Origin of the sequence: Vibrio sp. B1ASS3, from assembly GCF_905175355.1 — a bacterium.
In the GTDB taxonomy this organism is placed as follows: domain Bacteria; phylum Pseudomonadota; class Gammaproteobacteria; order Enterobacterales; family Vibrionaceae; genus Vibrio; species Vibrio owensii.
In genome coordinates this window covers 1,694,386-1,714,787 of sequence record NZ_HG992742.1, presented here as the reverse complement: position 1 = coordinate 1,714,787, position 20,402 = coordinate 1,694,386, and the positions used below count along the sequence as shown (strand labels likewise).

The following is a 20,402-nucleotide window of genomic DNA, read 5'->3' as shown; positions in this document are numbered from 1 at the left end:
TCAAATTAAACACATAACGCCCTGTTAAGGGGTGAGCAACGCAATACAAAAGCCGCCACATACCACCTTAAACACTAAAACCAACGCATAGTGAAAATGCCACGCGTTGCGAATCCCTCTTGAACAGTTTGTTAGAGCGCAACTCAAAGTTTGAACAGAACTTTCAAAAGAGAATTTACCAAGGAAGAGATCCCTAGAAATAGAACTACTGGCAAACCTATCGCTATTATCAGTTTAAACTCGACAAACTGACCTACAACTGCATCACTATATCTACCGCCCAGGAACTTTCTCGATTCGTCTCCTACCGTAGATTTGACTTCATTTGTGACCGTCTTGCGATCTTTACCGATGAATTCTTTAAACAACATAAAGCCGAAGGGAGCGATAATAATGCCGGCGATAAGATATGAGATGTATTCAACTATATCGGTCATGTTCATACTTTTTTCTCCTGCGCTCTAACGCCCTGTTAAGGGGTGAGCAACGCAATACCTGAGCTACTGCATACCACCTTAATCACTTAAACCAACGCATAGTGAAAATGCCACGCGTTGCGAATCCCTCTTGAACAGTTTGTTAGGCTTTTTTCGTAAAGATCACGATAACACCAATAAAGTGATGTTTAGAATCTGTGTCGACATAGTACCCATCTATATCATCCATTATTCGACCTTCTACATCTTTGCTAAGTGTGAAAATTTGGATATCGGTGTCAATACCAGCTAAATTTCCGACTTCAGACAACCCGGCGTTTTTCAAGGTAGTTGTCATCATTCGCTTACTTATTAAGCGGCTTCTTTATCTGGATTTAAGTGAACCACTCCAGCTGGCTCACAGTTCCTAATATCATCTGACCATCGCTCTGGATTCTTGCGCTTTGCTGCAAGTAACACCTTTGCGCGACGCTCTAAAATCTCTCGGTCTTTACCATTGTGTCGCTGTGAAGGTGTCACATAATTTATCTTGCTATGCTTGTGTTCCGTATTGTACCAACGTACAAAAGCCTCAACCCAACAGCGACTCGCATCCAACTGTTCAAAGCCTTTTGTTGGCCAACTCGGCATATACTTTACCGTTCGGAACAGTGACTCCACATACGGGTTATCATCGCTTACTCTTGGGCGACTATAAGATGAGGTAATGCCTAGCTCATCCATTTTTGCTTTGAACGTCAGTGATTTCATTGGTGCTCCATTATCCGAGTGCAGCACCAGCGGTTGATTAAAGCATTGTTCACGCATCAACGTTCGTTGCAATAACTGTGACGCTAGCTCACCACACTCACATTCATAGACATCATAACCAACGATTTTGCGGCTGTAGATATCTTCTATTACGTACAGATAGTAGTGCTGTCCACGAACTCTTGAAGGCAAGTAAGTAATATCCCATGTATAGACTTGGTTCGGTCCTGTTGCTGTATAACTTGTTGGCTTAGGTGGTTTTTGCCGACTTCTCTGACGCCCTCGATTATGAAGTTGACCTTGCGCTCTCAGAACCCGATAGTAGCTCGCTTCAGAGGCGATATACTCGCCTTTATCAAGAAGCGTCGGAACGATTTGAGTCGGTGGTAGACTAGCGTATTCCGAGCGATTACAGACCTCTATAATCGCATCCCGCTCTTGTTGTGATAGCTTATTCGCTGGCTCTGGCCTAGTACATATTGGCCTTTTGTCAGCTTGAACTTCACCTTGCTGATACCAACGCCGATAAGTTCTCAGGTCGATTTGGGCTTCATGGCAAGCTGGCTCTAAACGGCAACCACTTTGTCTAGCCTCGTGTATAAGACCAACCAAGCACTGCCTTTCATCGGTTGAGGTTAGTCGTCCTCTGGCTCTTCCCCGTAAAAGGCTCTCAGCTTTTTTCGCAGGACTAACAGAGCTGCGGTTTCAGCGAGCGCCTTTTCTTTGTGTCGTAGTTCTTTTTTCAGCTCTTTAATTTCAAGCTTGTCGGCTTTCGCTTGTTTCTTAGCTTCGGCTTCACGCTCTTTACTCGACATGAAGCCTTGCATACATTCGCTTCGCCAGTTTTCCACTTGCTCGGGGAACAGGCCTTTTTCACGACAATATTGGCTGAGTTCATTCTCGGTCATCGAGTAAGTTTCAGCGACGATGGCAAGTTTAGTTTGAGCAGACCACTGCTCTGATGAAGTATTGCTATTTGGCACAGCGGCTCCTGAACGTCTGAGTTGCTGTCGCCAATGATACAGGGTTGCTGTACTAATACCTTCTTCTTTTGAAACCTGGCTTACCGACATGGAGTATGGAGGCAGTAGTTTCTTCAATATAGCTTCTTTTCTTTCTGCTGGAATACGAGACAAAATTCATTCTTTACCGCCCAAACTGGTTAAATTTTAACAGTGACAACTATCCTGCCAGAGGGGGTAACAAAGCATTTAAGAGTGATTCCCAACGCTTGGCATTTACCATTCCAACGTTGGGTTTTGTGTTTACGGTGTAATGGTTTAGTTTCGTGGTAGCGTTGCTCACACCTTAATGCGGCGTTATGTACTTGGAGAAAAATATGGATTTTCTCGTAGGTGTAGACCTTCAGGATTCATTTGTTTTGGGTTGGCACTACAATGATCAAGCTTTTGAAATTGAACTAGAGTTTAGCATCTGGCCTGAGTCTAAATATTATGAAGCTCCAAAAATAGGTGAGCATACTTGCTATCGTTTGGGGTCTCTTCTTTTTGAGGGTGTTTTAAGTATTAATGGGCTCTTGAATCAAAATGATATGCAGCCGACCATAGACCTTGACGGTTCAAAAGACTACGGAAACATCGACTACTTTGAAAAGAACCAATCATATTTCAAGGTGGTAGGTGGCTTTGGGAGCATAGAATTTGAAAGCTCAGGTGTTCATTTTAAACTACGTACATAACAAACTGTTCAAGAGGGATTCGCAACGCGTGGCATTTTTACTATGCGTTGAATTTAGTGATTAAGGTGGTATGCGGCAGCTTTTGTATTGCGTTGCTCACCCCTTAACAGGGCGTTATATGCCAGTAATCAAAAAGTCGATAGCAGCGATAATTTCGTTTCTAAACGTGCTTAGCTCGTTGACTGGAGTCGTGAGGATTTTAGTTGGTACACTAGCCATTTGTTGAGTAAGAATCACAAAGTCACCTTCATCAATATGGATCGTAGGGCACAGATGGCTAGGGGCTTTTTTCTCTAGCAGCTCGATAGGAGTTAAGGGAATGACCAAGCGAGTATTCAGTGAATCTAGCAACTCGCTTTGGACATCAACAAAATATGGGTAAGCGCTTGCGGTGCTCTTATCGTTGTTTTTATAAAGCGTAAATTGTGACATTAGAATACTCGGTATGAATCGGAAAATAGTCCGTGTTTTGCAGTTAAATCGTTACAAGCTTCAATAGCTTCGGCATTTTGTTCTAACCATTCGGCTTTCAATTGTTGTTTTACTTCTTTTTCCAAAGCCTTTTCCATTGTTGCTGATAGGTTGATGTTTAGGCGCTTAGCTTCGGCAAGCAACTCACTGTTTAGACTAAGGTTTGTAGCCTTTTTAGGTGCATGTGTGCTATATGTATTTCTCATAAAGTAATCCTATACGTATTAGTAATGCGTATAGAGTATAGGTGAAAGCTAAGCATATAACAAATTGTTCAAGAGTGATTCGGCACGCGTGGCATTTTTGCTATGCGTCAAGTTTAGTGGTTAAGGTGGTATGCGGAGGCTTCAGTATTGCGTGCCTCACACCTTAACTGCGCGTTATGTTTATAGGTGTAGATATGCTTGAATATTTAGCTTCATGGGCATCATCAAAATCCAAGATATTTAGCGGTGAAAGTTTAATTGTTGAATTGTCAGAGAAACTTGGTGACGAAGTAAAAGCTCAATACATTGAAATTGAAGGAAACGGCTTGCTATCTAGAGCAACTTTGTGGGAAACGGGCAACCTGGTTCTAGAAGCCATTGACATTGAATCAGAGCAGCATGCTATATCGGAAATCTATGAGTTGCGAGATCATGCTCAAATCGACGATAAACTAAATTGGTGGCTAAGTGAAATTGCCACTTATGAGAAAGTCTAAACATAACAAACTGTTTAAGAGGGATTCGCAACGCGTGACATTTTCACTATGCGTTGGTTTTAGTGATTAAGGTGGTTTGCTGCTGCTTCGGTAATACGTTGCTCACCCCTTAACAGGGCGTTATACGAAATAGAGAAAGGTACCCCCTCTGGCAGGATAGTTGTCACTGTTAAAATTTAACCAGTTTGGGCGGTAAAGAATGAATTTTGTCTCGTATTCCAGCAGAAAGAAAAGAAGCTATATTGAAGAAACTACTGCCTCCATACTCCATGTCGGTAAGCCAGGTTTCAAAAGAAGAAGGTATTAGTACAGCAACCCTGTATCATTGGCGACAGCAACTCAGACGTTCAGGAGCCGCTGTGCCAAATAGCAATACTTCATCAGAGCAGTGGTCTGCTCAAACTAAACTTGCCATCGTCGCTGAAACTTACTCGATGACCGAGAATGAACTCAGCCAATATTGTCGTGAAAAAGGCCTGTTCCCCGAGCAAGTGGAAAACTGGCGAAGCGAATGTATGCAAGGCTTCATGTCGAGTAAAGAGCGTGAAGCCGAAGCTAAGAAACAAGCGAAAGCCGACAAGCTTGAAATTAAAGAGCTGAAAAAAGAACTACGACACAAAGAAAAGGCGCTCGCTGAAACCGCAGCTCTGTTAGTCCTGCGAAAAAAGCTGAGAGCCTTTTACGGGGAAGAGCCAGAGGACGACTAACCTCAACCGATGAAAGGCAGTGCTTGGTTGGTCTTATACACGAGGCTAGACAAAGTGGTTGCCGTTTAGAGCCAGCTTGCCATGAAGCCCAAATCGACCTGAGAACTTATCGGCGTTGGTATCAGCAAGGTGAAGTTCAAGCTGACAAAAGGCCAATATGTACTAGGCCAGAGCCAGCGAATAAGCTATCACAACAAGAGCGGGATGCGATTATAGAGGTCTGTAATCGCTCGGAATACGCTAGTCTACCACCGACTCAAATCGTTCCGACGCTTCTTGATAAAGGCGAGTATATCGCCTCTGAAGCGAGCTACTATCGGGTTCTGAGAGCGCAAGGTCAACTTCATAATCGAGGGCGTCAGAGAAGTCGGCAAAAACCACCTAAGCCAACAAGTTATACAGCAACAGGACCGAACCAAGTCTATACATGGGATATTACTTACTTGCCTTCAAGAGTTCGTGGACAGCACTACTATCTGTACGTAATAGAAGATATCTACAGCCGCAAAATCGTTGGTTATGATGTCTATGAATGTGAGTGTGGTGAGCTAGCGTCACAGTTATTGCAACGAACGTTGATGCGTGAACAATGCTTTAATCAACCGCTGGTGCTGCACTCGGATAATGGAGCACCAATGAAATCACTGACGTTCAAAGCAAAAATGGATGAGCTAGGCATTACCTCATCTTATAGTCGCCCAAGAGTAAGCGATGATAACCCGTATGTGGAGTCACTGTTCCGAACGGTAAAGTATATGCCGAGTTGGCCAACAAAAGGCTTTGAACAGTTGGATGCGAGTCGCTGTTGGGTTGAGGCTTTTGTACGTTGGTACAATACGGAACACAAGCATAGCAAGATAAATTATGTGACACCTTCACAGCGACACAATGGTAAAGACCGAGAGATTTTAGAGCGTCGCGCAAAGGTGTTACTTGCAGCAAAGCGCAAGAATCCAGAGCGATGGTCAGATGATATTAGGAACTGTGAGCCAGCTGGAGTGGTTCACTTAAATCCAGATAAAGAAGCCGCTTAATAAGTAAGCGAATGATGACAACTACCTTGAAAAACGCCGATATCACTGTTGTAAGAGTAACATTCTGATATGGCATCCATCTCTTTCGCAACGAACTTAAGTTTCTTCTGATATTGTTTATGGTTTTCTGGAACCATTGCATTATCAATAAAAGACTTAACACTTCTAGCAAAGGTTTCTAGAGGTATAATCAAATGCTGTACACGATCAAAGTGTACATTTTCTTCAATAGAAACGAGCATTCTAATGTCATCTACATCCCCAACATGATGAAAGTAATTTCTAATTATTCTAAGTAATTTGAAATCTGGATAATCTTTTATATTACAGTCAAATAACTCTTTCAGTTTATCTGCTGTGGAATGAAGATTGTTCAGATAAGTGAACAAGCTGTTTACATCATGTTCTTCTATTGTATCAAGTCTTAAGAGAACTCGCTGACTTTCAAAATACCTATCTATAAATGTATATTTTTTCATAAAATCTCGATTGCAATATAACGCCGCATTAAGGTGTGAGCGACGCTTGGCTATACTTGAGCGAAGCGAAAACGCCAAGCGTTGCGAATCACTCTTAAATGCTTTGTTATATTTTCAGCACTCTAATTCAACAGCTATTGGATCATAGCTATAGTTACCATAGTACAATAAAGGGTTGCCAGGATGCGGTGGATAGTCAACATTATCTTTAATACCAATGATATAGTTATTTTTGTCGGCTAAATACGGGATTAGCTGAAGAAATTTTTTTGGAAAATTATAAGCCCGCTCCTTTTTTAAGCGACCAAAAACTAACAAAAAATCTTCATTGTCCGAAATGATTTTTCTGAGGGTTCTTTCGTTTGAAAGTCGCAATAAGTCCGTTTTAAACTCTTTCTTTGTGTCCACTCGAGAGTACAGGTTTAGCATTACGATCTCAGAGTATTCTGGCATTTTTTCATATACATACCTTGCCAAAAAATGAATCGTTTTGTCGGCTAATTTTTCATCTGCAAAACTTGGGTTTTGCCCAATGATACACAACCGTTTACCTGTATTTCGGTTCATAAATGGCAGTGTTAGCGATACTCTATGCTGCCTATCTTCAGAGAACACTGACTCAATATTTGTGATGTCCACTTTATAGAAATGTTCAATCATCCGTCTTCACTCAAAGAAAATATAACGCCTTGCTAAGGTGTGAGTAACGCAATACAAAAGCTACCGCACAGCGCCTTAATCACATAAGCCACCGCAAAGTAAAAATGCCACGCGTTACGAATCACTCTTAAGCAATTTGTTAGTACATGCGCTACTTCTATTTATGCGCTCCAAAATATTGAAAAGTGGCATGATATGAAAGGCTTTGAACACTGAAGTGAGACGGGCAGCTACAAAACTTTACCCCAGATGAAAGACGAAAGTTGGCTAGAAGAAAAACGCACTGAACAGCCCTACTTTCACTGGCTTCAAATTAGAAAAGGATTCTTTCCTCGTACTTCAACAGCCACACCAAAAATAATCAAGGTTCTCTCAAAAGCCACCACGAAAATGAAGAAGCTCTAAAGAAATAGGCTAAGAGTTAGAAACCGTAAACGGTGAAATCAAAGCGAACACTCCGTATATAGTGCCACCGGAAAGAACGTGAAAGGCACTAACTGAAAGGTGTAAAGGCGAGCGCCAAAACAGATACACACCAAAACTTATGACATTTAATGCCAAACCCGTACTAACGCCAAATTAAGTAGTGAGCAACGCTACCACCTACCTAAACCATTGTGCCGTAAACACTGAAGCCGATTCAAACTGAAAGTGCCAAGCGTTGCGAATCTACTTGAATTTATTGTTATGCCGCTACATTTCACCTGACTTTATTTTGGACTGAGCCTCACTTACAGTCTGCTTCCCAAACAACAAATCCATCATTGCGATGATTCGTTTACTGTCGTCTCCCCACTTATCTGAATTTGCACTATTTGGTGCCTTGAACTCAACTTCACCAACTTTCTCGCTATTTCTATACGCTTTAACTTTGGCATCTGCGATAAACGTTCTGAAGTCCCAGCTCCAACGTGATACGTAAGTAAGTGTAAGTTCCGAGCTTTTCGGTGAAGTTCCATCACTTACGACAGTACATTTATGAGCAGTATCCAAACACCACTCTTGCATCGAATCTAAGAAAATTTCTCGTGTCGCGTCATCTTTCACGATAGTGATTTCTTTACTCTGGTTCTCTTGCGAGATTGCTTCCGCTGTATATTTTGGCGCAGCACATGCTGCCAATAGAACGGGTAGACTAAAGATAAATAGTTTCTTGTACATGTTACTTCTCTTTCAATACATCTATTATTTTTCGGGAATTTCAAGTAGCTGCATAACGCCCTGTTAAGGTGTGAGCAACGCAATACAAAAGCCCCTTCATAACACCTTAAACACTAAACACAGCGCATAGTAAAAATGCCACGCGTTGCGAATCACTCTTAAACAGTTTGTTATGCCCATGCTAACCACCAAGAAAATCTAGTATTTTTTGTTCAGTACCTAGACCTCGTTTGTAAAACTCAGTGTGACCGCAGCTACTGCATGATAAGAAATAAAAACGGTGTTTGTTGTAATTGAAAAATGTACTCCAGAATCCACCACTGGCTCTTAGCTCACCAACCTCATATGACTCTGAACCACATTTATCACAGCAGTATTCAAACTTCGATTTCACTTTGTCATTTCCTAACAGGTGGTTTGCCATCTGCTTGTTTGCAAGCTCTTTGCCTAAAGACCCGCACTTTTCACACTTCAATGATGAGTGTTCATTGCTATGCCCGCACCCAAAGCATTCCCATTTACTATCCATATTTCCTCTTGTAGGCATAACGCCCTGTTAAGGTGTGAGCAACGCAATACCGAAGCCGCCGCAAACCACCTTAAACACTAAACGCAACGCATAGTAAAAATGCCACGCGTTGCGAATCACTCTTAAACAGTTTGTTAGCCGCTCATTCCCAAAGGCTATTGCTTACCCAACAAGAACTTACGCAAATCTCTCTCTGCACGCATAACAAACAGAATAAACACTTTGTCACCGTCTTGTTTATAGAAAACACGACATGGATTAACGACAACTTCACGATAACTTAAATGTTCTAGCTCGGGTGGAATACGACCTGACTCTGGGAAAGTTTGTAGGCGTTCGACTTTGGAGAAGATCGTTTGTACTAACTGCTTTGCAGCTACGATATTTTCAAGTGCGATGTATTCAGCGATATCATTGAGGTCAGATAACGCTGGTTCAGTCCAGATTACTTCAGCCATTTTGACATTTTGTCCTTGGCTTCATCATGACTTACAACTTTACCATCAGCTAGTGCACGCTCACCTCGTGCAATACCCTCAAGAATAGCTAAACGATTTTGCATAAATTCGTAGTCATCAACATCAACTAGATACGCAGATGGCTTACCATGCTCAGTAATTAACACGGGTTCTTTGGTGTCGTGGAGATCGGCGAGGATCTTAGTTGCTTGACGTTTGAGTGATGTAACTAGTTCTACTTTCATGAGAGCTGCTCCAAAGGAATACTAAAGTGATACTATTCTATCACTTTGAGTATAGCAAGCTCCATGACGGCTAACGCCGCATTAAGTGGGCTTTGTTGCTTAAATCGATGGAACTAAATCTAGAAGCTACGATCTGATCGGCTACACCCATCAATCGTCGTAGCCTCATGCCTAAACCTCGTTACAAAACAACTAACTGGAAGCAGTACAACAAAGCCTTAATCAACCGTGGTTCTCTGACCTTTTGGATTGATGAGGAAACGATAGCTGAGTGGAAACAAAACAAACAAGGCAAGCGTGGTAGACCTCGCCGGTTCAGCGACTTAGCCATTACTACTGCACTGATGGTGAAACGCATTTTCTCTATGCCATTGAGAGCGCTACAAGGTTTTCTAGACTCTGTATTTAAGCTAGCTAATATCCCGCTAGTTTGTCCACACTACACCTGTATAAGCCGTCGAGCCAAGGAAGTTGAGATTTCATTTAAAACTAAAACCAGAGGTGCGATACAACACCTGGCAATTGATGCCACTGGCCTCAAAGTTTATGGCGAAGGTGAATGGAAGGCTAAGAAGCATGGTACTGATGGGAAGCGCAGAGTATGGCGTAAGTTGCATATCGCAGTAGATACGAGCACCCACGAGATAATCGCAGCAGAGCTGAGTTTATCGAACGTAACCGATGCCGAAGTGCTCCCCAACTTACTCAAGCAGACACGTCGTAAAATCATCGAGATATCAGGTGATGGTGCTTATGACACAAGGAGTTGTCACGATGCTATACGAATCAAGGTAACTATTCACCCAGGAGCTATTGACAGCAAATTTATGTGACTGAGTTAACTTGATCCCACATTCAACTTGAGTGATCTTTTTGTGGTGGCAATCTGGAGGTATGAATAAGAAAACATTACCTCCACCGCCAGATTTCGATTCGCCTGAAGAGGCGAAAGATATCATCCACTTTTTATGGAATAAGTTGGCTGAGCTTGAAGATAGGCTAAACCAAAATAGTCGCAACTCTTCTGTGCCATCATCTCAACAACCCCTGCATAATAAAGCTAAAAATACTTCGCCGAATCGGAAGAAATCTGGAAAAAAGCAAGGAGCTCAACCAGGTCATAAAGGCAATCGCCGACTGCTTCATCCTATTGAAGAGAGCGCCTCGGTTGAGCAATATTTACCGAATAAGATATGCCACTGCGGTGGGTGTGTTATTCCAAATAGAAAACCTTATAAACGACACCAAATCTTTGACTTGCCAGATATCTCATACACGCTTGTTGAACATCAAATTTTTAAAGGCGAGTGCTCATGGTGTGGTGATAAGCATCAAGCGGAGCTTCCAGAGTCTGTGCCCGATGTTCAAATGGGGCCAAATCTACATAGCTTTATCGCAATCCAAGCGACGCAGCACCACCAAAGCATAGGTAAAATACAATCTATGCTGAAAGACGTCTTCCAGCTTAACTTCTCAACAGGTGCAATATCTGCGGCGCAAGGACGAGTCACTGAATACTTAGCTGATACTCATACTCAAATCCATGACACAGTAAAAGCATCTAAACTGATTATGGCTGATGAGACTTCACATCAGCGCAATAATGATAAACGCTGGATGTGGGCCGCACTCAGCAATAACGTAGCCTTTTTCCAAATTAACAGCGGAAGAAACCAACATGCTGCCAAACGACTACTTGGTGAAGCGGTTTCACACCTTTTAGTGACTGACCAATATTCTGCCTACAAATATATCGACGAATCTAAGCGCCAATTATGCTGGGCTCACATATTAAGGAACGTCATCGCTATCGAGGAAAGCGTTTGTCCTGAAAACCAAAAAATCGGAGACAAACTCGCTTTAATCGCTCATAGCGTATTCAGGTGTCATCACCGATATATCGAAGAAGAAATTACCGAAAGCCAATATTACCGCCGACTCAGGCGGTTACGAAAGAGCTGGCTTCATTGGCTCAAATTGGGTAGTTATCAATGCTCAAAACGATATCGAGGTAGATGTCGAAATCTCATCGCTGATGATGCTATGGTCTGGCGGTTTATGGACGACTCCGAGTGCCCGTTAACAAACAACGCAGCGGAGCGAGTTCTCCGTAATTACATACTGATGAGGAAGTGTTGTTACGTGACTCGCTCATATCGAGGCGACCAGTTCCGCGAACGAATGTTCTCGCTGATAGAAACAGCCAAACTTCAGCAGGTCTCTGCTTATAAATGGCTGCGTGAAATCGTCGAACATCACATGTTGAAAGTTGATTATCAGGCGCCAGTATTTTTAGCGTAAACCGTCGTCAATAGCTCATGGGTGAATAGTTACGAATCAAGGGAGCAGTTCCGCTCATTCCGCCACGAGAAGGGGCAGCCTTCTGGGAGCAAGGACACCCTCGAAATTTAGCAGTAGGTTGCCAGAAGCTCTACGGTTCCAACGAGAAGTGGAAAAAGCGGTATGGCTATCATAAGCGCTCACTATCAGAGACAACAATGCATCGGGTGAAACAGTTGTTAGGTGGAAAATTAAGCTTAAGAAACTACAACGCTCAGGTTGGCGAAACTTATGCCATGATCAAAGCGCTGAACAAGCTAACAGGGCTTGGTATGCCTGAAACTCAGTATGTTGTTTAAGAAGCGTTCAACATGGGACTGCCATGTCTTCTCACCGAATTAAGCAACAAAGCCGCTCATCAACACAAAAGTCGATTACACCCAGAACCTTATGTATTTCTTCACCGACGCTAACGACTCGATAGTCTAGTCCAAGATAACCAACCAACTGCTCACCTTGAAAATGAAGAGCACGCATATGAGGTAACTGCTTAAAGTAAGAACGACTGACTTGGCTGTCTGGAAATGCTTGGTTTCTTAATGCTTCGATTGCCTTATGATGCAATTCTGAAACATCTATTTCTTGTACGATTTCCATATCACTTCCTCGAAAAGGGCTAACGCCGCGTTAAGTAGTGAGCAACGCCTGCACCATAGTCAAACCATTGCTCCGTAATCACCGAAACCGATTTAAACCAAAAATGCCAAGCGTTGCGAATCTGTCTTAAACGCTTTGTTATATTTTTAGGCGCTCCCTTAAGCCTGCTGGTGCTAGATATATGACTGCTTTGTGACTTTTGTGCTTAGAAGCCATCAGTAATTCTGCCTCAACCAACTTATTTAAGTAAGAGCGCGCTGTATTCTCATTAATATCTAAATCAAGAGAAACCTGCTTAACTGTAAAAGTCTTACCTGGTTGTTTGACTGCGTCCTTCAGAATTTCTAACTGCCCTCTTTTCAACCCTTTCGATACGGGACTTTTATCAATCCATTCCATAAATTGGTAGAATTCTTTTTTCTTCGCTTCTATATGTTCGTGCAAGGAATTAACCGCCTTAGTAACAATATCTACCTGATGATATATAAAGTAGGTTAAATCAAATTCATCTGTTTCCGTATATACGTAAGCTGTATCATAGTCTGACCTTTTTTCTTGGATAAGTTTACTGATGGAAACATATTCGAAAAGCCAATAACCAGATCTCAGCATAAACCAATAAAATAATGCCCTTGCAGTCCTTCCATTCCCATCACCAAATGGATGTATATAACCAATCATAAAGTGAAGGATAATAGCTTTGACTAAGGGATGAATGAAGTGGTCAGAATCACTGCCATCATCGCATTCATTTGCAAACTTACATAAGTCTTGAAGCCTTTCTTTTAAAGAATCGGCAGATGGTGGCTCATGAGCTACTTCATTATAAATATTAGCCACAGTCACATCATTCGTGTCTCTCAGTTCACCAGGAATAGCTTCATTATCGATTGCATTGTAAGTAGCTATCGCATGGAGTTCCAAAATTAAGTCTATTGAAAGTGGCTCATCTTTCCGCTCAACCGCTTTTTTCATTAACAAGAAATTGTTAAAGATCATTTGCTCTGATTTATCAGTTGGCTTTCTATTGTTCTCGAGCATATCTTTAGCAACTTTACGAGTAGTTGAGGCGCCTTCTAACTGGGACGAAGTAATAGCCTCTTCCATCATTAAGTTCCTAACTAAATAGCGATCTTTTTCTCTAGCCGTTATAAAAGAACCGTCGCCAATAGCATGCCCACCACCAGTGACTTTGTCTATATGATGTAACTGAGCAAACAATGAATCGGGAATACAATAGCTAAAGTGCCTTTGGAACGTATCTGCTTTTAGTATCGGCAATTCTTTAGCTAGTGTTTTTCTGGCAAATTTAGTGGCGATCCACGCGGACTCGGAATCTACACCTTTTTCAACTCTCCAGATAAACTTATCCCAATGTAGGTAATTTCCTGAACCATCTGTTGCACCATACTTCCCTAGTAACGGCATTACTTTATCAGCAGGAAAGTTCTCCATCAGTTTGGAGAATGGCTTTGGAGTTCTTATTCTTGCCATTTCATACACCCTTAAACTTAAAATTTCATTTTTAAGTTTAAGGGACACTCATCGTTTTTTCAACGTAAAATTGAAATTTTGCGTTATAAGAAAACAATGGGAGACAATATACCTTAAAATATAACGCCGCATTAAGGTGTGAGTGACGCTTGGCTAAACTTGAGCGAAGCGAAAATGCCAAGCGTTACGAATCACTCTTAAATGCTTTGTTAGTTTTTTTATCTTCAAACATTTGATTTATGTTTAGTCCAATGCCTGCAACATTTGGTTGGAGCACCAAATATTTACTCAAATTTTTAAGCATACCTAGCAAATATTGCTTCTTAGAATACTTTCCAGTTGCTAACAATTCGTTCAATTCACAAATCGATTTTAGCCTGCGTTGCTCAAAAACAGGTTCCGAGCAAACTGCTGACTTAAGCAACTCTAGGCTAGACTGAATAGCAGTCCTACTTTCGAACTTAGTTGCTACATAAGCATAATTTACGGCGAAATCAAAATACTCGGATTTATTTAAGAAAGAAGAATCAACAGAAGCCAAGACTGTTAAGGCTTCTTTATCCGATTTCTCTGCCATACACATTGCTACAAAGACTTTAATCACTTCTTTTCCAGAGACCTCATATGCTCGTTGATAAGAGCTTATCGCTTCATCGAATTTTGCCAAATGAAACAAGCAACTAGCCATTTCATACCAGACTTCAGAAGCACCAAGCTCCGACAAGTCTCTGCACTTAAGTATTTCTTCAAATTTATGGTGTGCCAACCTTTTCAGCTTTCCACTTCTACTTAAATCACCACGTAAACTTAGGCACCTCGCATAGATTAATTTGCTATATAATGAATTACTTTCTTCTTCAACATACTCATCCATTGCTTCAGAGACTAATTTCAACGCAGTTTTTTCATCACAAACGCCTAAATAACTTATAGCTATCCCCCTCTGGCAGGATAGTTGTCACTGTTAAAATTTAACCAGTTTGGGCGGTAAAGAATGAATTTTGTCTCGTATTCCAGCAGAAAGAAAAGAAGCTATATTGAAGAAACTACTGCCTCCATACTCCATGTCGGTAAGCCAGGTTTCAAAAGAAGAAGGTATTAGTACAGCAACCCTGTATCATTGGCGACAGCAACTCAGACGTTCAGGAGCCGCTGTGCCAAATAGCAATACTTCATCAGAGCAGTGGTCTGCTCAAACTAAACTTGCCATCGTCGCTGAAACTTACTCGATGACCGAGAATGAACTCAGCCAATATTGTCGTGAAAAAGGCCTGTTCCCCGAGCAAGTGGAAAACTGGCGAAGCGAATGTATGCAAGGCTTCATGTCGAGTAAAGAGCGTGAAGCCGAAGCTAAGAAACAAGCGAAAGCCGACAAGCTTGAAATTAAAGAGCTGAAAAAAGAACTACGACACAAAGAAAAGGCGCTCGCTGAAACCGCAGCTCTGTTAGTCCTGCGAAAAAAGCTGAGAGCCTTTTACGGGGAAGAGCCAGAGGACGACTAACCTCAACCGATGAAAGGCAGTGCTTGGTTGGTCTTATACACGAGGCTAGACAAAGTGGTTGCCGTTTAGAGCCAGCTTGCCATGAAGCCCAAATCGACCTGAGAACTTATCGGCGTTGGTATCAGCAAGGTGAAGTTCAAGCTGACAAAAGGCCAATATGTACTAGGCCAGAGCCAGCGAATAAGCTATCACAACAAGAGCGGGATGCGATTATAGAGGTCTGTAATCGCTCGGAATACGCTAGTCTACCACCGACTCAAATCGTTCCGACGCTTCTTGATAAAGGCGAGTATATCGCCTCTGAAGCGAGCTACTATCGGGTTCTGAGAGCGCAAGGTCAACTTCATAATCGAGGGCGTCAGAGAAGTCGGCAAAAACCACCTAAGCCAACAAGTTATACAGCAACAGGACCGAACCAAGTCTATACATGGGATATTACTTACTTGCCTTCAAGAGTTCGTGGACAGCACTACTATCTGTACGTAATAGAAGATATCTACAGCCGCAAAATCGTTGGTTATGATGTCTATGAATGTGAGTGTGGTGAGCTAGCGTCACAGTTATTGCAACGAACGTTGATGCGTGAACAATGCTTTAATCAACCGCTGGTGCTGCACTCGGATAATGGAGCACCAATGAAATCACTGACGTTCAAAGCAAAAATGGATGAGCTAGGCATTACCTCATCTTATAGTCGCCCAAGAGTAAGCGATGATAACCCGTATGTGGAGTCACTGTTCCGAACGGTAAAGTATATGCCGAGTTGGCCAACAAAAGGCTTTGAACAGTTGGATGCGAGTCGCTGTTGGGTTGAGGCTTTTGTACGTTGGTACAATACGGAACACAAGCATAGCAAGATAAATTATGTGACACCTTCACAGCGACACAATGGTAAAGACCGAGAGATTTTAGAGCGTCGCGCAAAGGTGTTACTTGCAGCAAAGCGCAAGAATCCAGAGCGATGGTCAGATGATATTAGGAACTGTGAGCCAGCTGGAGTGGTTCACTTAAATCCAGATAAAGAAGCCGCTTAATAAGTAAGCGAATGATGACAACTACCTTGAAAAACGCCGACAGTGGTGTTTTATGGAATATACACTCTGTAAAATCCGAATGACCTTTGAACTTTCTATTATCGAACTTAGCTTGCTTAAAGAACTTAGATTCTCTAAAGTCGATTGATTTTATAAGCTCCCTGTCTTCAATATCTTTGAAGTTTGACTTAAGTGAAAACTGCAATATCAAATTTTCTTTGAATGTACAGAACATAAAGTCAATTCCGTGATCAAAACGTGTTTGGTAAAAAGTAACTTCTTCGTTAAATACTGCCCCTCTAAAATCGACATCATTTTTAAAGTGACAATACGATAGATCTACCTTTTCGTGAAAAGTACAATATGAGAAATTGGGATACCCGCTATGTTCTCTTTCATCTAGTTCCAAAGGAACATTAAAAACTGTTCCACTGAAATCAACATGCCCGTGAAACACTCTTTTCCCATCGTCTTGCGCAATCACTTTAATTTTATTCGAAAACTCTTCTTTTCGTTCTTTTGACCAAGAAGCTTTCTCTGTAAAATTATTCTTGTCGTCGGTAAGCGGGCAATGAAATTCACAAAAATGCAGTCCATCTACCTCGTAAAAGTCTATTTCGACAACCTCTCCATTTAAGTCTTCGAACTGACAAGTATTAGATCCATCATGTTCAGGATCGTAGGATTCCTCACCAACCAGTATCTCTTTATGAATGTATGCACATTTTCCCATACCGTCGAACTCCTCCTTGACGATTAATCCCAACTTACTTGTGCGGCATAACGCCCTGTTAAGGTGTGAGCAACGTAATACCGATGCTACCGCATACCACCTTAAACGCTAAAACCAACGCATAGTGAAAATGCCACGCGTTGCGAATCACTCTTAAACAGTTTGTTATGTGCGTTTTTACGTTATGACTCTGACGTACTTTGACAGCTTAATGCCTTTGCTGATTTCTGTCCCATAGGATTCATTAATACCAGCAGCCTTTGCAACTGACTTACAAGAGGTATTTAAATTTTTTATCTGCTCTGCATACTTGATAGCGAACAGGTGAATCATTGCGACAGATTCATTTTCGGGAGCATTTTGATACATTTCTTCTAGGATTGAACCTAGTTCGTTCAATGTCATTTTATTTACTTATCCTTGTACTTTTCATATGTTTTGGGCTCGCTTTTTTTAGCTGCTTGTAAAGTTTCTTGAAACTCATCTTCCACAAAGTCATCTTTTATTCTACCAGCTCTAGCTTCTTCTCTACGCTTGGCTCTAGCTTGAAGAACAGACTCAATAATTGATAAGACTTTCATTTTTATCTCCTTAGCACATAACGCCCTGTTAAGGTGTGAGCAACGCAATACCAAAGCTCCCGCATACAACCTTAAAGGCTTTGTTGCTTAATTCGGTGAGAAGACATGGCAGTCCCATGTTGAACGCTTCTTAAACAACATACTGAGTTTCAGGCATACCAAGCCCTGTTAGCTTGTTCAGCGCTTTGATCATGGCATAAGTTTCGCCAACCTGAGCGTTGTAGTTTCTTAAGCTTAATTTTCCACCTAACAACTGTTTCACCCGATGCATTGTTGTCTCTGATAGTGAGCGCTTATGATAGCCATACCGCTTTTTCCACTTCTCGTTGGAACCGTAGAGCTTCTGGCAACCTACTGCTAAATTTCGAGGGTGTCCTTGCTCCCAGAAGGCTGCCCCTTCTCGTGGCGGAATGAGCGGAACTGCTCCCTTGATTCGTATAGCATCGTGACAACTCCTTGTGTCATAAGCACCATCACCTGATATCTCGATGATTTTACGACGTGTCTGCTTGAGTAAGTTGGGGAGCACTTCGGCATCGGTTACGTTCGATAAACTCAGCTCTGCTGCGATTATCTCGTGGGTGCTCGTATCTACTGCGATATGCAACTTACGCCATACTCTGCGCTTCCCATCAGTACCATGCTTCTTAGCCTTCCATTCACCTTCGCCATAAACTTTGAGGCCAGTGGCATCAATTGCCAGGTGTTGTATCGCACCTCTGGTTTTAGTTTTAAATGAAATCTCAACTTCCTTGGCTCGACGGCTTATACAGGTGTAGTGTGGACAAACTAGCGGGATATTAGCTAGCTTAAATACAGAGTCTAGAAAACCTTGTAGCGCTCTCAATGGCATAGAGAAAATGCGTTTCACCATCAGTGCAGTAGTAATGGCTAAGTCGCTGAACCGGCGAGGTCTACCACGCTTGCCTTGTTTGTTTTGTTTCCACTCAGCTATCGTTTCCTCATCAATCCAAAAGGTCAGAGAACCACGGTTGATTAAGGCTTTGTTGTACTGCTTCCAGTTAGTTGTTTTGTAACGAGGTTTAGGCATGAGGCTACGACGATTGATGGGTGTAGCCGATCAGATCGTAGCTTCTAGATTTAGTTCCATCGATTTAAGCAACAAAGCCGAGTGTTTCAAAAGCTTGAACCACGAAAGACTTTGAATCTACATCTACCACCATGAACCATAAGTAAGCACCTTGTTCTGGGAAGTATACTTTTACAAGAGCAAAACTAGATGCAAGCTCAGGTTTAGACAAGAGCTCACGAAAGGATCCTATGCTCGCTTTAGCTTCGGTAATTGTCCTCTGCCATAAAAGATCAGTGGATAAAACTGGATTACTCTTCACTTCGTCACCCGAAAAACTTAAACCTGAATGTAGAATTGATACCAATAGTAGTAACCAATATTTCATTGTTAGCCTCAAACAACATAACGCCGCATTAAGGTGTGAGCAACGCTACCACAAAACTTAACCATACCACCGTAAACACGAAACCCAACGATGGAATAAAAATGCCAAGCGTTGGGAATCACTCTTAAATGCTTTGTTAGCTCATTTCACACTCGTTACTAACACGTATAACATTAGCACTAACATTCTTTCTTTTTTTCCTTTGAAATTCAGTAAGCTCCTCATTTGATATCGTATCAAGAACATTAATTATCTTTTGTTTAGTGGCTATGTTTTGGTTTATTTTTTCTCTTTCACTTAATAAAATAAAAGTAGTAATCAAGCAGAACAAAACCCCCAAATTAAATATAATGGAAGGAATAAAACCCATCGAAGAATATACACCTAACAATACACTTAAAGCCCCCAAAATAGATGAGATAACCACTAATTGGTTTGACTTGGCAGTCAAGTCTTCCTTGTCATCTTTAATTGATATCACTATGCTATCTTTGTTGAATATTCCATTTACCTTCAACAATTTCGTGGCAAAACCTCTATATTCATCAATATCATCGCATTTATTGCTTATAGAATTATTGTAATAATATTCTAGTAGCTCATCTTTAACTTCGTTCTTTTTTTTCATTTTTTCTCCTAAAATATAGTTTTCTTTAGTGAGCTAACGCCCTGTTAAGGGGTGAGCAACGCAATACCAAAGCCGCCGCATACCACCTTAAACACCAAAACCAACGCATAGTAAAAATGCCACGCGTTGCGAATCCCTCTTGAACAGTTTGTTAGCTGCCACCTGCCGCCATTACCGTAGCTCCTACAAATACAGCAGGCACAACGACTGCAGAATCGATGATGATTGCAGCTGGTGTGGCAACTATTTTTCCTGCCGCTTCAGAAAAGGTAGATGGTTGTGCAATATTTATACGCCGACTCTTTTCTAGCTTTACTAGCGGGAAATCACCCTCTACCGTGAATCGCTTTCCTTTTACTTTTTCCGTAAGTCTAAATTCTCTTAGCAAAGCATCCTTTTTGAAGCCTAGCGACAAAAGTTGATTTTCTAATTCTGCGGTCGGCTCACCGCCTAGCAGTGTTAGCGATACAGTGCCAACAATTGTATTGTCTTTCCTTAGTTCAAATTCGTTACACGATGGGGAGAAATCTACTTCTCTAGATAAAGTAAGAGCATCTCCAAAATTTTTATTGATTTTGAAAAGATAAGCTGAACTAGAGGCGGTAACAAATAGCTCTCCGGAATCACTTTTTACGTAGAAGCCATCTATCATCTCTTGCTTATATTCAGGAGCCCAAAGAGCAGTTGTACATCCCGATAGAAATAACGCAACAAGTAATAAGAGTGTTTTCATAAAACTTCC

25 protein-coding genes and 4 pseudogenes are annotated in these 20,402 nt (G+C 41.7%); 7 read left to right on the top strand and 22 right to left on the bottom strand.

Translation table 11 applies throughout. The features are described from left to right. Positions 1 to 143: 143 nt before the first annotated feature. From KJB05_RS08050 to KJB05_RS08040, 3 genes are all read right to left on the bottom strand, one after another. Positions 144 to 443, bottom strand: a complete 300-nt coding sequence (locus tag KJB05_RS08050) for a hypothetical protein (protein WP_033006601.1) — start codon at positions 441 to 443, stop codon at positions 144 to 146. 136 nt (positions 444 to 579) lie between these two features. Beyond that, positions 580 to 777, bottom strand: coding sequence for a hypothetical protein (locus KJB05_RS08045; RefSeq protein ID WP_208446447.1), 198 nt, complete (start codon positions 775 to 777; stop codon positions 580 to 582). A gap of 11 nt (positions 778 to 788) precedes the next feature. Beyond that, positions 789 to 2,323 (bottom strand): IS3 family transposase gene (locus KJB05_RS08040; RefSeq protein ID WP_208446524.1). Its coding sequence is split into 2 segments (ribosomal slippage): positions 789 to 1,861 and positions 1,861 to 2,323, totalling 1,536 coding nucleotides; the frame shifts between segments, so codons are not numbered across the junction. A gap of 203 nt (positions 2,324 to 2,526) precedes the next feature. On the opposite strand from KJB05_RS08040, the gene KJB05_RS08035 reads away from it, so the two are divergent. Beyond that, the gene (locus KJB05_RS08035) at positions 2,527 to 2,886 is read left to right on the top strand and encodes a hypothetical protein (RefSeq protein ID WP_208446552.1); all 360 of its coding nucleotides are present in this window, start codon (positions 2,527 to 2,529) and stop codon (positions 2,884 to 2,886) included. Between the two features lie 114 nt (positions 2,887 to 3,000). Here the strand turns inward: KJB05_RS08035 and KJB05_RS08025 are convergent, their stop codons facing one another. Both KJB05_RS08025 and KJB05_RS08020 read right to left on the bottom strand, forming a co-directional pair. Continuing rightward, positions 3,001 to 3,318: a CcdB family protein gene (locus tag KJB05_RS08025; protein WP_038140554.1), complete on the bottom strand. Its 318-nt coding sequence runs from the start codon at positions 3,316 to 3,318 to the stop codon at positions 3,001 to 3,003. Next, the gene (locus KJB05_RS08020; RefSeq protein WP_038140558.1) at positions 3,318 to 3,563 is read right to left on the bottom strand and encodes a type II toxin-antitoxin system CcdA family antitoxin; all 246 of its coding nucleotides are present in this window, start codon (positions 3,561 to 3,563) and stop codon (positions 3,318 to 3,320) included. The genes KJB05_RS08025 and KJB05_RS08020 overlap by 1 nt, the downstream gene beginning before the upstream one ends. A gap of 194 nt (positions 3,564 to 3,757) precedes the next feature. Here KJB05_RS08020 and KJB05_RS08010 point away from each other — a divergent pair, with 194 nt between their 5' ends. Further along, positions 3,758 to 4,060, top strand: a complete 303-nt coding sequence (locus tag KJB05_RS08010) for a hypothetical protein (RefSeq protein ID WP_176310706.1) — start codon at positions 3,758 to 3,760, stop codon at positions 4,058 to 4,060. 206 nt (positions 4,061 to 4,266) lie between these two features. After that, a protein-coding gene (locus tag KJB05_RS08005) for an IS3 family transposase (RefSeq protein WP_208446524.1) occupies positions 4,267 to 5,801 on the top strand; the annotation gives its coding sequence in 2 pieces (ribosomal slippage) (positions 4,267 to 4,729 and positions 4,729 to 5,801; 1,536 coding nt in all). Here KJB05_RS08005 and KJB05_RS08000 read toward each other — a convergent pair. From KJB05_RS08000 to KJB05_RS07965, 6 genes are all read right to left on the bottom strand, one after another. Then, on the bottom strand, positions 5,798 to 6,280 hold the full coding sequence (locus KJB05_RS08000; RefSeq protein WP_208446493.1) for a hypothetical protein: 483 nt from the start codon (positions 6,278 to 6,280) through the stop codon (positions 5,798 to 5,800). The genes KJB05_RS08005 and KJB05_RS08000 overlap by 4 nt on opposite strands. A 114-nt stretch (positions 6,281 to 6,394) precedes the next feature. Further along, complete coding sequence (locus KJB05_RS07995; protein ID WP_208446494.1) at positions 6,395 to 6,940, bottom strand: DUF1643 domain-containing protein; 546 nt, start codon at positions 6,938 to 6,940, stop codon at positions 6,395 to 6,397. A 693-nt stretch (positions 6,941 to 7,633) separates the two neighbouring features. Beyond that, complete coding sequence (locus tag KJB05_RS07985; protein ID WP_208446495.1) at positions 7,634 to 8,101, bottom strand: Sbal_3080 family lipoprotein; 468 nt, start codon at positions 8,099 to 8,101, stop codon at positions 7,634 to 7,636. Between the two features lie 181 nt (positions 8,102 to 8,282). Continuing rightward, entirely contained in the window at positions 8,283 to 8,525 is a 243-nt protein-coding gene (locus tag KJB05_RS07980; RefSeq protein ID WP_244142992.1) for a zinc ribbon domain-containing protein, read from the bottom strand. Between the two features lie 260 nt (positions 8,526 to 8,785). Beyond that, the gene (locus KJB05_RS07970; protein ID WP_010448451.1) at positions 8,786 to 9,088 is read right to left on the bottom strand and encodes a type II toxin-antitoxin system RelE/ParE family toxin; all 303 of its coding nucleotides are present in this window, start codon (positions 9,086 to 9,088) and stop codon (positions 8,786 to 8,788) included. Next, positions 9,076 to 9,333: a type II toxin-antitoxin system Phd/YefM family antitoxin gene (locus KJB05_RS07965; RefSeq protein ID WP_005448240.1), complete on the bottom strand. Its 258-nt coding sequence runs from the start codon at positions 9,331 to 9,333 to the stop codon at positions 9,076 to 9,078. The genes KJB05_RS07970 and KJB05_RS07965 overlap by 13 nt, the downstream gene beginning before the upstream one ends. 167 nt (positions 9,334 to 9,500) lie before the next feature. Between KJB05_RS07965 and KJB05_RS07960 the strand changes: the two are divergent. The 3 genes and pseudogenes from KJB05_RS07960 to KJB05_RS07950 form a co-directional block, all read left to right on the top strand. Further along, positions 9,501 to 10,124 (top strand): annotated as a pseudogene (locus KJB05_RS07960) (IS5 family transposase); the annotation flags it as partial. 103 nt (positions 10,125 to 10,227) lie between these two features. Continuing rightward, positions 10,228 to 11,634 (top strand): IS66 family transposase, encoded by a 1,407-nt coding sequence (locus KJB05_RS07955; protein ID WP_208446529.1) that lies wholly within the window; start codon positions 10,228 to 10,230, stop codon positions 11,632 to 11,634. Positions 11,635 to 11,663: 29 nt separating this feature from the next. After that, positions 11,664 to 11,972, top strand: a pseudogene (locus KJB05_RS07950) (transposase); the annotation flags it as partial. A 52-nt stretch (positions 11,973 to 12,024) separates the two neighbouring features. On the opposite strand, the pseudogene KJB05_RS07945 reads toward KJB05_RS07950, so the two are convergent. The 3 genes and pseudogenes from KJB05_RS07945 to KJB05_RS07935 form a co-directional block, all read right to left on the bottom strand. Further along, a pseudogene (locus tag KJB05_RS07945) lies at positions 12,025 to 12,270 on the bottom strand (GNAT family N-acetyltransferase); the annotation flags it as partial. 138 nt (positions 12,271 to 12,408) lie between these two features. Next, positions 12,409 to 13,764: a Fic family protein gene (locus tag KJB05_RS07940; protein ID WP_208446506.1), complete on the bottom strand. Its 1,356-nt coding sequence runs from the start codon at positions 13,762 to 13,764 to the stop codon at positions 12,409 to 12,411. A 184-nt stretch (positions 13,765 to 13,948) separates the two neighbouring features. Further along, a complete protein-coding gene (locus tag KJB05_RS07935) occupies positions 13,949 to 14,659 on the bottom strand; it encodes a tetratricopeptide repeat protein (RefSeq protein ID WP_208446507.1) in 711 nt (236 codons plus the stop codon). 106 nt (positions 14,660 to 14,765) lie between these two features. Here KJB05_RS07935 and KJB05_RS07930 point away from each other — a divergent pair. After that, positions 14,766 to 16,300 (top strand): IS3 family transposase gene (locus KJB05_RS07930; RefSeq protein ID WP_208446524.1). Its coding sequence is split into 2 segments (ribosomal slippage): positions 14,766 to 15,228 and positions 15,228 to 16,300, totalling 1,536 coding nucleotides; the frame shifts between segments, so codons are not numbered across the junction. On the opposite strand, the gene KJB05_RS07925 is transcribed toward KJB05_RS07930, so the two are convergent. From KJB05_RS07925 to KJB05_RS07885, 8 genes and pseudogenes are all read right to left on the bottom strand, one after another. Next, positions 16,242 to 17,033, bottom strand: a complete 792-nt coding sequence (locus KJB05_RS07925) for a pentapeptide repeat-containing protein (RefSeq protein ID WP_208446528.1) — start codon at positions 17,031 to 17,033, stop codon at positions 16,242 to 16,244. The genes KJB05_RS07930 and KJB05_RS07925 overlap by 59 nt on opposite strands. Before the next feature lie 177 nt (positions 17,034 to 17,210). Beyond that, on the bottom strand, positions 17,211 to 17,438 hold the full coding sequence (locus tag KJB05_RS07915) for a hypothetical protein (RefSeq protein ID WP_208446526.1): 228 nt from the start codon (positions 17,436 to 17,438) through the stop codon (positions 17,211 to 17,213). Between the two features lie 5 nt (positions 17,439 to 17,443). Continuing rightward, positions 17,444 to 17,614, bottom strand: coding sequence for a hypothetical protein (locus tag KJB05_RS07910; protein ID WP_155485622.1), 171 nt, complete (start codon positions 17,612 to 17,614; stop codon positions 17,444 to 17,446). Positions 17,615 to 17,744: 130 nt separating this feature from the next. After that, positions 17,745 to 18,665, bottom strand: a complete 921-nt coding sequence (locus tag KJB05_RS07905) for an IS5 family transposase (protein ID WP_213053073.1) — start codon at positions 18,663 to 18,665, stop codon at positions 17,745 to 17,747. A gap of 64 nt (positions 18,666 to 18,729) precedes the next feature. Next, positions 18,730 to 19,032, bottom strand: coding sequence for a hypothetical protein (locus tag KJB05_RS07900; protein ID WP_208446532.1), 303 nt, complete (start codon positions 19,030 to 19,032; stop codon positions 18,730 to 18,732). Between the two features lie 136 nt (positions 19,033 to 19,168). Then, positions 19,169 to 19,660 (bottom strand): hypothetical protein, encoded by a 492-nt coding sequence (locus tag KJB05_RS07895; RefSeq protein WP_208446533.1) that lies wholly within the window; start codon positions 19,658 to 19,660, stop codon positions 19,169 to 19,171. A 44-nt stretch (positions 19,661 to 19,704) separates the two neighbouring features. Beyond that, a pseudogene (locus KJB05_RS07890) lies at positions 19,705 to 19,822 on the bottom strand (DUF3265 domain-containing protein). Then, the gene (locus KJB05_RS07885) at positions 19,812 to 20,393 is read right to left on the bottom strand and encodes a hypothetical protein (protein ID WP_213053109.1); all 582 of its coding nucleotides are present in this window, start codon (positions 20,391 to 20,393) and stop codon (positions 19,812 to 19,814) included. Before KJB05_RS07885 ends, KJB05_RS07890 begins: the two are co-directional and overlap by 11 nt. Positions 20,394 to 20,402: the final 9 nt, after the last annotated feature.